15 protein-coding genes are annotated in these 12,665 nt (G+C 38.7%); 5 read left to right on the top strand and 10 right to left on the bottom strand.

Translation table 11 applies throughout. The features are described from left to right. Positions 1 to 161: 161 nt before the first annotated feature. The gene (gene yutH / locus FI644_RS13655; protein WP_053477790.1) at positions 162 to 1,169 is read right to left on the bottom strand and encodes a spore coat putative kinase YutH; all 1,008 of its coding nucleotides are present in this window, start codon (positions 1,167 to 1,169) and stop codon (positions 162 to 164) included. A gap of 194 nt (positions 1,170 to 1,363) precedes the next feature. Here yutH and FI644_RS13650 point away from each other — a divergent pair, with 194 nt between their 5' ends. Next, complete coding sequence (locus FI644_RS13650) at positions 1,364 to 1,864, top strand: phosphatidylglycerophosphatase A family protein (RefSeq protein ID WP_053477789.1); 501 nt, start codon at positions 1,364 to 1,366, stop codon at positions 1,862 to 1,864. Positions 1,865 to 2,019: 155 nt separating this feature from the next. On the opposite strand, the gene FI644_RS13645 is transcribed toward FI644_RS13650, so the two are convergent. The 3 genes from FI644_RS13645 to FI644_RS13635 all read right to left on the bottom strand — a co-directional run bounded on the left by FI644_RS13645 (position 2,020) and on the right by FI644_RS13635 (position 4,647). Further along, positions 2,020 to 2,787 carry a TIGR01457 family HAD-type hydrolase gene (locus FI644_RS13645; RefSeq protein WP_053477788.1) on the bottom strand — a complete coding sequence of 256 codons (768 nt, stop codon included), beginning with the start codon at positions 2,785 to 2,787 and terminating at the stop codon, positions 2,020 to 2,022. Positions 2,788 to 2,876: 89 nt separating this feature from the next. Then, positions 2,877 to 3,314, bottom strand: coding sequence for a DUF86 domain-containing protein (locus FI644_RS13640; RefSeq protein ID WP_053477787.1), 438 nt, complete (start codon positions 3,312 to 3,314; stop codon positions 2,877 to 2,879). Between the two features lie 19 nt (positions 3,315 to 3,333). Continuing rightward, positions 3,334 to 4,647 (bottom strand): EAL domain-containing protein, encoded by a 1,314-nt coding sequence (locus FI644_RS13635; protein ID WP_369692252.1) that lies wholly within the window; start codon positions 4,645 to 4,647, stop codon positions 3,334 to 3,336. A 174-nt stretch (positions 4,648 to 4,821) separates the two neighbouring features. On the opposite strand from FI644_RS13635, the gene FI644_RS13630 reads away from it, so the two are divergent. Further along, on the top strand, positions 4,822 to 5,088 hold the full coding sequence (locus tag FI644_RS13630) for a DUF3055 domain-containing protein (RefSeq protein ID WP_053477785.1): 267 nt from the start codon (positions 4,822 to 4,824) through the stop codon (positions 5,086 to 5,088). Between the two features lie 99 nt (positions 5,089 to 5,187). After that, positions 5,188 to 5,481 (top strand): hypothetical protein, encoded by a 294-nt coding sequence (locus FI644_RS13625; RefSeq protein ID WP_053477784.1) that lies wholly within the window; start codon positions 5,188 to 5,190, stop codon positions 5,479 to 5,481. A 238-nt stretch (positions 5,482 to 5,719) separates the two neighbouring features. Here FI644_RS13625 and FI644_RS13620 read toward each other — a convergent pair whose 3' ends face one another. After that, on the bottom strand, positions 5,720 to 5,995 hold the full coding sequence (locus FI644_RS13620; RefSeq protein WP_053477783.1) for a YutD family protein: 276 nt from the start codon (positions 5,993 to 5,995) through the stop codon (positions 5,720 to 5,722). Positions 5,996 to 6,109: 114 nt separating this feature from the next. On the opposite strand from FI644_RS13620, the gene FI644_RS13615 reads away from it, so the two are divergent. Continuing rightward, positions 6,110 to 6,694 (top strand): YhcN/YlaJ family sporulation lipoprotein, encoded by a 585-nt coding sequence (locus tag FI644_RS13615; RefSeq protein ID WP_231690143.1) that lies wholly within the window; start codon positions 6,110 to 6,112, stop codon positions 6,692 to 6,694. Positions 6,695 to 6,900: 206 nt separating this feature from the next. Here the strand turns inward: FI644_RS13615 and lipA are convergent, their stop codons facing one another. Further along, entirely contained in the window at positions 6,901 to 7,818 is a 918-nt protein-coding gene (gene lipA, locus FI644_RS13610) for a lipoyl synthase (protein WP_053477782.1), read from the bottom strand. 439 nt (positions 7,819 to 8,257) lie between these two features. Here lipA and FI644_RS13605 point away from each other — a divergent pair, with 439 nt between their 5' ends. Next, entirely contained in the window at positions 8,258 to 9,205 is a 948-nt protein-coding gene (locus FI644_RS13605; RefSeq protein WP_231690147.1) for a M23 family metallopeptidase, read from the top strand. A 40-nt stretch (positions 9,206 to 9,245) separates the two neighbouring features. Here FI644_RS13605 and FI644_RS13600 read toward each other — a convergent pair whose 3' ends face one another. The 4 genes from FI644_RS13600 to FI644_RS13585 are packed head-to-tail and all read right to left on the bottom strand — an operon-like array spanning position 9,246 to position 12,571. Further along, positions 9,246 to 9,953: an ABC transporter ATP-binding protein gene (locus tag FI644_RS13600; RefSeq protein ID WP_053477780.1), complete on the bottom strand. Its 708-nt coding sequence runs from the start codon at positions 9,951 to 9,953 to the stop codon at positions 9,246 to 9,248. Next, entirely contained in the window at positions 9,946 to 10,734 is a 789-nt protein-coding gene (locus FI644_RS13595) for an ABC transporter ATP-binding protein (protein WP_056686142.1), read from the bottom strand. Before FI644_RS13595 ends, FI644_RS13600 begins: the two co-directional genes overlap by 8 nt. Position 10,735: 1 nt before the next feature. Then, the gene (locus tag FI644_RS13590) at positions 10,736 to 11,683 is read right to left on the bottom strand and encodes a branched-chain amino acid ABC transporter permease (RefSeq protein WP_053477778.1); all 948 of its coding nucleotides are present in this window, start codon (positions 11,681 to 11,683) and stop codon (positions 10,736 to 10,738) included. Between the two features lie 12 nt (positions 11,684 to 11,695). Next, on the bottom strand, positions 11,696 to 12,571 hold the full coding sequence (locus tag FI644_RS13585; RefSeq protein WP_053477777.1) for a branched-chain amino acid ABC transporter permease: 876 nt from the start codon (positions 12,569 to 12,571) through the stop codon (positions 11,696 to 11,698). Between the last annotated feature and the right edge of the window lie 94 nt (positions 12,572 to 12,665).

The following is a 12,665-nucleotide window of genomic DNA, read 5'->3' as shown; positions in this document are numbered from 1 at the left end:
TTCTTTGTATATGTACATTTGTATTTATATAGTAGACATTATAGTGCTGATTCCAAGTTATTACAATAGTTTTTTCTTATTATTCTGATGAAATGTACTATAATCTATTTAAAGTAGAAAAAAATACACCTTTTTTGAGAAAGGTGCACGAATGTTCAGGCTTACTTTTTTAGCCAACCCACTAAAGGGATCTTCCACTTTTGGACTGGGACTTCAGCAAATTCGTAAAAACGTCCTAAAAACCGCTCATGATCATCTGATTGCTGCAGAAACTTGTGAAGACTTTCCTCAAGGAGCTTTTTCTCTTGTTCTGATTCTGTTCCATAATACGATTCAACACAAGAGAAGTAATGAAGCGGAAAAAGGATACGTGCATAATAAAGCCGCCATGAAAACGAAGATAATGGGGCTATGCTTTGATAATCAGTAATAAACTTTCGCATCTCTGGCTCATATGTTTTGATGTTATGGAAATACTTTTCTCTCGTCCACTCAGCAAGATCTCTTGAGGAATGGTCAAAAACCCAATCAAATGGATTCTTGATATAATAGGAATTTCCCCACGTCACATCTGTGAATCGGTTATGACAGACCGTCCCGCTATCCATGAATGAAGGTTCATCATCCAGTTCAGTATCTACTAGGTATTGAATCGAATTTTCAGCTATGCCCATATAGTAAGGAAATGATTCTAAAAACATCCGTTCAAAATCATTATCAGGCTGCTGAAAGAGCATATCATTCCAAACCTTTTCCATTTGGTCCAGCCTCATTTCCCATAATTGCTTCCACTGGCCAATTCGGCTTAATTTATTCACTGAGAATGAAACAGACCGCCCCCTGTAGTGGAACTTAGCTAATCTTCTTCCAAAACGATTGACCTTGCGATTCTGAATATGCTCATTTTTTAATACACAATATTTCTGATTCTCCCACTCGCTTATTTGTTGTCCCTCTGTTGTTTTTAAAAAAGTGCTGCAATATTTTTCACCGTTTCTTGCTAAGTGGTCAGCTAGCATTTCTAATTCGGTTAATTCGTCCGCCTCATATCCTTCTACAGGGACAATTAAATAGATTTGCCCTTGTTTTCTGCATGCATGATATTTACCAACACGAATTTCTTCATCAAACTGAATTCCATATTGTTTTTCAAGCATATGGTTTAACATCTCTCCACCTCTTTTTTCAGGCATCTTAGGTCATATATATGAATGACGAAAGCAAAACTTGATCTTTTCTTGATTAAGATGGAGAACCTCGGATATGATGAAAGGGTAGATATTTCCAAGAAGACTAAGATAGCATAATTCCATGTAAGATCGTATATATTTAAGGAAAATATTATAGAAAATAGGTGGAGCCGATGAATGAAGAAAAATCAGTTGATCCAATTGAACTAACAGCGAGAAAATGGCTACATGACCGCGGAGTAGAAATTCAAGATATTGCCGATTTAGTCTATTTTCTACAAGAGAAGTATCATCCCGATTTGCAAATGGAAGTTTGCATCGAGAATGTTGAACGCGTCCTTTCTAAAAGGGAGGTACAAAATGCTGTTCTAACTGGCATTCAGCTTGATATGCTTGCTGAAGAAAAGAAGCTGCTTGAACCATTGCAGCATGTCATTGAAATTGATGAAGGTCTATATGGGGTGGATGAAATCTTAGCACTATCTATTGTGAATGTATATGGATCGATCGGATTTACAAACTTTGGCTATATCGATAAATTAAAACCTGGTATTTTAAAGGATTTAAATGATAAAAGCTCTGGAAAGTGCCATACTTTTTTAGATGATATTGTAGGGGCAATCGCTGCAGCTGCTTCCAGCCGTTTAGCGCATCGTGCACAAGGGACAAAATAAAGGATGGAGAAGATCATTCTCCATCCTTTTTCGTTATACAATCAATTACAAATCTAGTCGATAACGTTATGATGAGTTGTCCACGTTCATGAATTCATCACAGGAATAATCGGTAATTTGATTGTTCCAATGACGCTTACGCATTTGGTTTTTATCTATAAAAATTTCCATTGATGAAGCGACTCGACTACATATGTCGGCTTTTTTTCGTAGTTTGAAAGGAGCTCCTTCGTTGTGACACCTGTATGAACAAGCAGCGTGTCCATTCCTGCATTCATCCCTGCTAGTATGTCAGTATCATAATTATCTCCCACCATCAGCGTTTCCGATTTCTTTGTACCAAGCACCTGTAACGCTTGTTCCATAATAATCGATTCGGGTTTCCCAATAAATATCGGTTTTGTTTGTGTCGATACGGTTATCACGGACGTTAAAGAACCATTACCAGGTAAAAGACCTCTTTCCGTCGGAATAGCAATATCTCCATTTGTTGAAATAAAGGCTGCCCCATTCCGAACGGCTAAACATGCAGTAGCGAGCTTTTCATAATTAATTGAGCGATCAATCCCTACGACAACATAATCAGCATTCTCTTCTGCAAATGTTAATCCTTTGTCTGCTAATGCTGTACGAATGCCTTCCTCCCCAATCACATAGACGGAGGCATCATTCTTTTGTTCGTAAACGTAATTCGCCGTTGCCATACTCGTTGTAAATATTTGCTTTGATGTAGCGGGAATCGAGAACGAACAAAGCTTATCAGCAACCTGCTGTGGAGTCCTTGAAGAATTATTCGTGACAAAGAGATAAGGCAAATCCAACTTGATCAGTTCATTTACAAAGTTTGCTGCTTCTTTGATAAGCTCTGTACCCCGATACATCGTACCATCCAAATCAATTAAATACCCTTTATATTTTTTCATTTCCATCACTCCTGACTTTATCATCACCAATTCGTATAACAATCATTAGAAAAAGGCCGGATAACATCCGGCCTTTTCGGCTTATTCTTTTAATTTCGAAAGGCTGAAACCGGCCCTAATTCATTCAATAAGTATGCCCTTACACTCGCTGGGAATTGCTTAATAACAGGCAATTGTTTTGCAAACACCTCAGCGACTTCCGAATGATTAATATCGGTATAATCCTGTACTAGCATTTTTCGATACTTAATGATTTGTTTACAGCTAACGCTCAATTCCTTATGAATAACCTTTTCATCGTCTAAAATATCAACAATATCTTCGTAACTTCCAGGGTCACGCATAATAAACCCATCAATCATTGAATTTCCCACGTCAAGAATGGCTTCAATCATTAAATGACTTACTCGCTCCATTGCTGCTTTTTCAATCGGTGAATCCCAATTTTTTATTTGCTCGAAAAGGAAAAATTGCTGTTCTAAAAACACAAGTGTTGTTTCAATCTTTTCCCTGTCAACAAAATACATACGTTTCACCCTTCTTCAATTATGATGATTTGAGGCCTTGAATAAGTGCTGTCGGGCGAGAGTAATAATACCCTTGTGCTAAGTCAACCTTATTCCTTGAAAGGACCGATGCCTCATCTTTATTTTCAATTCCTTCAGCGACAACTAGTGAACCTGCCTCTCGTGCTATTAAGAGCAGTCCTTGCAGCATGGATTCCTTAACCGAATTTTTATCAATATCCTGTATGACCGAACGATCTATTTTGATAATATCCGGCATAATTTCACTAATGGAATGAAGACTTGCATATCCTGCACCCGTATCATCTACAGCAATCCGGAACCCTAATGTTCTTAATACCTTAATATTGTAGAGAAAGTTCTCCATCCCATCGATCGAGTCCCGTTCCGTAATTTCTAATGTAAGCTGCCTAGGAGGTATATTTTTATTTTTTGCCAGCATCTTTTTAATATCTCTAATAAACCGTTCATTGCCTAGAGAAATCGGTGTGAAGTTAATAAAAATATCCTGAGTGCATCCAGTTGCATTAATTTGCTCTAAAATCTTCTCAAAAACAATCATTTCAAGGTCATACAGCAATCCAGTTTGTTTTGCCACAGAAAAAAGCTGGAGTGGACTTTCTAATCCTGTCCCCTTTGGTCCTCTTGTTAGCATTTCCCATGCCTTCACTTCCCCTGTAGCCACATTAATGATAGGCTGTGCAAGCATTCGAATATCCTTTTGAGCAATAATTTTATTAACTGAATACAGCATATCATTGAATTCTGAACGTACTCGCTTCTCGGCCATTGCCAAAGCCTGCTGTTGAGCCTTTAAAATCGCTTCCTGAATAGAATAATGCTTCTTTTCTATAAACATGTAACCTGTATCAATCGTCGGTTTAGCAGCAGGCATTTCCACATACATATTCTTTTCAGATTCCCGCAAAATCTTTTTCATTCTTTTGTCAATTTCAGTTACACTGTAGCGGTTATGATCAATCGATAAAAATAATGTTAGTCCATCGCTAGAATAATCATGAAGAGCAATGATATCCTCTTCCTCGATTTCTTGTTTAATAACCTCCCAAAAGGTTTTCTTTAAACAAGAAATAAATTTCAAATATCCCTGTTGTCCAAGGTGATTTGGAAGATCCCTTAGATTATTAATATTGAAAACAACAATTGCCACTTCATAGCCACTTCTAAAAGCTCTTTTTACCCCGCTTGTAATAGGATCTCGAATAATAAACTGTGGGGGATAATCACGCATCTTATGTAATGGAAGGAAAATTTTCATCCATTTGCCAAAGGTTGCTGTCTTTTCATTGCATCGATGGACCATTCGCTTCATTCCTCTTTCGGTGCTGTATTCTACATGTTTTTATTTTATCATAAAAGTAGTTTATTTTTCCGTAACTAGAAAGATTTATGGAAATAAAATTAGCAAATGGGAAATACCCTTTATTCTAAAAGGAAGGTGGGTTACTATTAGTAATAGAATATAGGCAAAAAGGAGAACTTATCTATGTCTGAGCGCTTTTTTTTATATGATGATATCGTAAATACGAAAACAAGATTTGTTAGCTTTATGGGAGAAAACCAACGCTTTGACTTGGCCATCATTCAATCAGATCGTTATTATGGAAAACAAATCGTTCTTGATATTCAAGGAAATCGATTTGCAATCATCGGTGATGATGACTTAAAGGAAGAAGGATATTTGGAGTATGCATTTAACCTCAATGAGGAAGATGCAGAGGAATTGCGCTCCTTCCTAATGGAGTTAGTATAGACTTTTGAATGAATCCAATGGGTAGCACAAATAATAAAGGAGAACCTTTACATAAGGTTCTCCTTTATTTTATTGAATACGTTTCTGAGGTGATTTTCTATGGATGATAAAAAGCAAAGAATCTATACGGACTTTTCAAATGTAGAATCCCAGAGAAATTTCCTAACCGCTGAAGAATACCCAGAAGGACCCTACGGCTCCCCGATCAATAAATATGAAGCGGTTGAAAATAAAAGTACTCCTTGGCTTCCAGAACAACGGAAGTATAGTGCATTTACTTTCGAAAACAAAACTTTGCATGAAGACATGCCCCGACAAATGGAGGGGGCACACCCGCCACATGACGATCCTAACAAGAGTATTCAGCCACCTTATTCAGATTACCAGAAATAAAAAAAGCGCAAGCGCCTTGATCATCGCCGTACAAATGCAGAAGGGCCGGTTCTTTCGATAAAGGAAATACGGTGAGCGTAAGCGAACCGATGCTGACGCAATCGTTGCCGAGGGGACCTGAAGTTTGATAGGCGATAGGACGCTTGCGCTAGACATCTCTGACTCAAAAGATATTCTTTCATTTAAAGTAAGGCAGAGACAAAGGATATTTCCAATTGTCTCTGCTCTATACATCTTTTTACTTTTCTACTTTCTTCGCAACGAAATAAGCACAGCCAAAATTACAGAATTCATATAAATATTCCGTCAATGTACTAATTTTCGTATCAAAGGTTGCTTTCTGATTTTGATCATCAAAAAAGCCTCTCAGCCTCAGCTGACCATATCCCCAATCACCTACGATATAATCGTATCTCGTCAAAATCTCGCTGTATCTTCCACGAAATGCCTCTTCATTAAATCCATCTCGATTATCTTCTATTACTTCATAACAAACATTGTTAATACAAATCAAAATTTTCACCTCACTTGAAAAGCGTAAGCGCTCATCATTAATTAAATTATAACTGATTCCCCATCAATTACTAAGAGAAAAAAATAATTGCTTGGCTATTCTATAAATGAGGAGGTGTTTCACATAAAAAAGACACTAGTCATTTCAAGCATTTGTGCCCTTGCTGCTTTAACTGCATGTCAAAACAATAGTAATCAAATGGCACAGGATAGGCTCTATGAAAAAAGCGGCAATACAATCAATGTGAATGATCAGCGCGCTGATATTTATAACAGAAATAATGGGTCAACCAATAAAAGTGAAGATTTTGGCTATGTAAGGCATCAACGGAGCCCCGTGCTTGGAGAGAATGTATCATATGATCATTATGAAATGATTGACCGTGAAAAAACAGCAGATACCATTGGGAAATTTTGCACAGAGGTTCCTAATGTCGATGATGTTTCTACACTTGTTACCGACCAGGAAGTTTTAATTGTCTATGCCACTGATACAAAAGATCGAAACGCTACTGCAGATCAAGTGAAAAAAATGGCGATGTCTGTAGTTCCAAGCTGGTATAAAATCTATGTTAGTGATAATACAGCTTTAAGGCAATTTGTTGAAAGCTACTCAACATTGGACTCAGATAGTCGAACTGCCCATCATGGGATCGATAGGCTAATTAAAGATATGAAAAAATCACCTCAAGGAAAATAGAAATGCACAAGCGCCTTGATTATCGCCGTACAAACTGGAAGGGCTCCGCAATCTAGCTGCGGCTCCTAGCCCCCCTTATGAAATGCACAAGCGCATTGGTCATCGCCGTACAAACTAGAGGGACTCAGCATTCTGTGGCTTCTTGCATCAGGTCATTCCAGTTTAAAAAGAGTTCAGCCGACAATTAGCTGAACTCTTTTATATTCTTATGCTTCTTTTACTTCCTGTTCCCCTAATGCCTGTTTTCGTTGGGCTGCCGCATTGACTTGTTCATCTGCATGGTAGGAAGAGCGAACGAGTGGACCTGCTTCACAATGGCTGAAGCCTTTGCTCAATGCAATTTCCTTAAACTCGTTAAATTCATCCGGATGATAATACTTTTGCACCTTCAAATGCTTCTTCGAAGGCTGCAAATACTGACCAATTGTCATAATGTCAACATGATTTGCTCGGAGTGCATCCATTGTTTCGATAATTTCTTCCTTCGTTTCTCCAAGTCCAATCATTAAGCTCGACTTAGTTGGGATATCAGGCTGCAGCTCTTTTGCACGGCGTAAAAATTCTAATGAGCGGTCATATTTTGCACGTGCTCTAACTCTTGGTGTCAATCTTTCAACTGTTTCAATATTATGGTTTAGGATATCTGGGCGTGCGTCCATCAGTATTTGTAAATTTTCGAGTACCCCACCCATATCTGAAGGAAGAACTTCAATTGTCGTAAATGGACTTTTTCTACGGATTGCCCTTACTGTTTCAGCAAAGACAGCAGCTCCGCCATCCTTTAAATCATCTCTAGCAACAGCCGTAACAACTGCATGTTTTAAATTCATTAATGCAACAGAGTCTGCCACTCTTTCTGGCTCCTGTAAATCAAGCTCTGTTGGCAACCCCGTTTTGACAGCACAAAAACGGCATGCTCTTGTACAAGTATCGCCAAGAATCATAAATGTAGCTGTTCTTCTAACTGCCCAACATTCATGGATATTTGGACATTTGGCTTCCTCACATACAGTATGCAGTCCTTTTTCACGCATCATTTTCTTTAAGCCCGTATAATTTTCATTCGTGTTTAATTTTATTTTCAGCCATTCTGGCTTACGTAAATATTCTTCTTGTTTGCTCATATTCCCACCCCATTATATGAAAAAAATTGCATCAAAATAAAACCAGGAACCTTCAGCTTTCTATGAATTCCCTGATGTCACTTTATCATATGAAAAAGACAAGGACAAGTCGAAGTCAAGAGGATTACCAATAATTGATATAGATGAAATTTTTGAAATCTCACAAACTAAGTAAGAACATTATAAGAAAAGTGCAAGCGCCTTGCTTAGGACCGTATGGACTGGACCACACCCAACGAGATAAAGGAAACACGAAGAGCGGTAGCGCATTCATGCTTGACTTATCATAGGAGGGGGAAGAAAGTCCAATAGGCGCTGGAGCTAGACAGTTCCCAAATACAAAAAATGTAATACTTCTATTTCTGGAAGGCAGTAAAAAGAAGGGAGGAATATTGTGCGACTTTTTCTCATTAGTATTTTTGCTTTATCCATTCTATTCTTGCCTAATTTAACCGGGCACGCGCAAACAAATCAAAATAATGACTATGAATTGCGGATGGAATTATACAAAAGGATGGAATCCGTAACAAATATTCCTTGGTACTATCTTGCTGCAATTGACCAATACGAACGGAATGTAAGACAAGCTAGAAGGGATATACCAAAGGCTGAAGGAATTACAGGCATTTATTTCAAACCCGAAATGTGGGCTGGACCGTTAAATCCTAATCCTAATGATGACAATCCGCTCTCCATCCAATTCTTTAATGGGTTAGGCATGGATGGAGATGGGGATGGAAAAGCTGTCCTTTCTAATGATTCAGATGTACTTTTTGCTTTTGCCAAGTACCTTTTATCATATGGGACAGATCATGACAATTTAAAAATCGGTTTATGGGATTATTACAAGCGAGACAAAACAGTTAGCCTGATTATTGGCAAGGCTAAAATCTATAAACAATACGGACGGCTAGATCTTGATGACCATGCGTTTCCAGTCCCGCTTAGAAGCAATTATAGCTACAAAAATACGTGGGGCGCTGCAAGAGGCTGGGGCGGCAGAAGGTCCCATGAAGGAACAGATATTTTTGCTGATTATGGGGTTCCAGTACGGGCAACTGCTTATGGCATTATAGAAATGAAAGGCTGGAACCGGTTTGGAGGCTGGAGAATCGGAATTCGTGATATTAATAACAACTATCATTATTTCGCTCATTTAAGTGGATTTGCCAAAGATTTAAAGCTTGGACAAATCGTAGAACCTGGCATGTTAATTGGCGGAGTCGGCAATTCGGGATATGGTCCTCCTGGAACATCAGGGAAATTTCCTCCCCATCTTCATTATGGCATGTATAAAGATAATGGCTATACAGAATGGTCCTATGATCCTTTTCCACATTTACGTTTATGGGAAAGGCAAGAACGGTTAAAAGCACGGAAGAAATAATCGCAAAATAGGAGAAGCCCCGATAAGGGCTTCTCCCTTTTTAATGTCCGCCAAGGTAGGCATTTTTTATTTCTTCACTTGCTTGGAGTTCAGCAGCAGTGCCAGAAACAGTTACTCGTCCCGTTTCAATGACATATGCACGATTTGCAACAGATAAAGCCATATGAGCATTTTGTTCAACTAGGAGGATGGTTGTTCCGCCACGATTAATATCCTCAATAATTTCAAAAATAGTTTTTACCATGAGAGGCGCTAGCCCCATTGAAGGTTCATCTAATAATAAGAGCTTTGGCTTTGCCATGATTGCTCTTCCCATCGCTAGCATTTGCTGTTCTCCGCCAGAAAGTGTGCCGGATAATTGCTTACGGCGTTCAAGTAAACGAGGAAATGTTGTGTATACCTTTTGAATATCTTTTTGAATTTCCTTCGAGTCCTTTCTTAAAAAGGCCCCTAGTTCTAGATTTTCCTCAACAGTCATATTAGAAAATACTCGTCTTCCTTCAGGAACATGAGAGATCCCAGCTTTTACAATTTCCTGAGCAGGTTTCCCTGCTATCGTATTACTTAAATATTGAATCGTTCCATTCTTAGGTTTAAGCAGACCAGACAAGGTTTTCAAAAGTGTACTTTTTCCTGCTCCATTCGCCCCTATTAATGTCACAATTTCCCCCTCTTGTACGTCTAAAGAAACACCCTTCAGCGCATGAATATTGCCATAAAAAACATCTAATTGATCCACTTTAAGCATGGGAGTTCGTAACCTCCTCTCCAAGGTACGCTTCGATAACTTTCGGATGGTTGCGAATGTCTTCAGGGGTTCCCTGTGCTATAAGCTGTCCATGGTCTAACACATAAATTCTTTCACAAATTCCCATAACTAGATTCATATCATGTTCAATTAAAAGAATCGTTAAATCAAATTTTTTACGAACAAATGCAATTAATTCCATTAATTCATGTGTTTCTTGCGGATTCATACCCGCAGCTGGCTCATCAAGCAATAAGAGGCGTGGTCCCGCTGCTAAAGCTCTCGCAATTTCCAGTCTTCGCTGCTGGCCATAAGGTAAATTTTTCGCTGCTTCATCTTTATATTTATCTAAGTTAAAAATTTTCAGAAATTCAATCGACTTTTCCTCCATCTCTTTTTCACCAGAAAAGTGTGAAGGAAGGCGTAAGATCGAACTTATTATTGAGTGCTTAGCTAAGGAATGATAAGCCACTTTCACATTATCAAGCACAGATAGCTCATTGAAAAGGCGGATATTTTGAAATGTACGGCTAATTCCTTTCCTTGTAACCTGATAAGGAGCTAATCCATTCAGTTTTTGTCCATCAAATTCAATCGACCCTTCAGTTGGTACATATACACCTGTCAGTAAATTAAAGCATGTTGTTTTTCCCGCTCCATTTGGTCCAATTAACCCAATAAGCTCTCCCCGATGGATTTCCATATTCACATTCGAAACAGCCTTCAGTCCTCCAAACTGAATGCCGGTATTTCTCACTTGTAGCAAAGGCATACTCCCCATACTAACTGCCTCCTTTCACACTCTTTACGCTTTTCCATTTTCCAAAAATATCTGTAATCTCCCGTGTTCCCATCAAACCTTGTGGGCGATAAAGCATAACGATAACGAGCACCAGGCTGTAGATGATCATTCGTGTTTCAGGATAGTCCTGTAAAAAGGTTGAAACAAGCGTAAGCAGGATAGCAGAAATTACTGCTCCTGAAAGGCTGCCGAGGCCACCTAGTACAACATAAATTAAGATATCAAATGACTTTAAGAAGCCAAAGTTTGTTGGCTGGATAATATAGAAGTTATGCGCATACAGTCCCCCAGCAATTCCGGCAAAAAAGGAGCCTAAGGCAAAGGCAATAACTTTATAATATACAGTATTAATGCCCATTGCATCTGCTGCAATTTCATTTTCTCTAACAGATATACATGCACGTCCATGTCTAGAATTTGTAAAGTTCATAATGACTACAATCGTAATAAATAGACAAATGAACGTATATGTCCAATTGGTTAAATGAGAAACCTGCATACCTGCCGCTCCACCGACATAGTCAATATTCAAGAAAACAATCCGAATAATTTCCGCAAAACCTAGGGTGGCAATAGCTAAGTAATCGCCTTTTAAACGCAGGCTGGGAATCCCGACAATAAGACCAGCTAATGCAGCAATAATCCCTCCCACCAAAATCGCAATCGGGAACGGAAGCTGTAATTTCATTGTGAATATGGCGGAAATATATGCCCCTACTGCTAAAAATCCAGCATGTCCGATAGAAAATTGCCCCGTAATTCCAATGACTAGATGAAGGCTGACTGCTAAGATGATATTAATGCCAATAAAGATGAGTGTATTGGAATAGAATTGATTTAAGATACCGGCGTTGATGAGTAGTTGAACCGTTACATAAAGCACAATTGATAAAATTAGAAAGAGCCAAAATCCTTTTACCTTTTTCATAGACTTCCTCACCTACACTTTCTCTCTTGCATTTTTACCGAAGATGCCTGACGGTCTAAATAAAAGAATTAATATAAGAATGATAAATGCTGCAGCATCTCTCCAAAGTGAATAGCCTAATGCACTAACAATCGTTTCTACCACCCCAAGCACTAGACCTCCAACCATTGCCCCTGGAATAATTCCTATTCCCCCTAGCACAGCTGCAACGAATGCTTTCAAGCCTGGAATAATCCCCATTAATGGTTCAATTTTCGTATAATATACACCAAAAAATACACCCGCTGCTCCCGCTAAAGCAGAGCCTATAGCAAAGGTAGCTGAAATGGTTGTGTTAACATTAATCCCCATCAAACGAGCAGCGTCCATATCATGAGAAACCGCACGCATGGCCTTTCCAATTTTTGTCCGGTGGACAATAAATTGCAATAAAATCATTAAGACAATTGAAACTGAAAGAATCAAAATCGATTGGCTGCTAATTTGCACCCCAAATAAGTCAAACGTTTTGTTAGACAACGCATCTGGATAAGCTTCTGGCTGTGCCCCCCGAAAATAGATCACGACATATTGAATGAGGAGAGATAATCCAATTGCTGTAATTAAAGCAGCTATTCGAGTCGCATTCCGAAGTCTTCTGTATGCAATACGCTCTATTAGCACACCGAATATGGCACAGACGGCCATCGCTAATAGTAATGCTGGAAAAAAGCCTAAACCCCATCCAGCAATTGCATAAAACCCTACAAATGCTCCAATCATAAAAACCTCGCCATGAGCAAAGTTAATCAATTTAATTATTCCGTATACCATCGTATACCCTAATGCGATTAGCGCATAGATACTCCCGAGTGAAATACCATTTATTAATTGCTGTATCCATTCCATATTCATTCACTCCTTAATAGAAAAGCGTAAGCGCCTTGCTTAGCGCCGTATGGGCTGGACCGTCCCCGACGAGATAAAGGAAACACGAAGAGCG

The sequence above is a fragment of the Cytobacillus solani genome (assembly GCF_006704205.1).
Lineage (GTDB): Bacteria > Bacillota > Bacilli > Bacillales > Cytobacillaceae > Cytobacillus > Cytobacillus solani.
The sequence above is the reverse complement of the archived record's forward strand: the minus strand, read 5'-3'. Positions and strand labels throughout refer to the sequence as shown.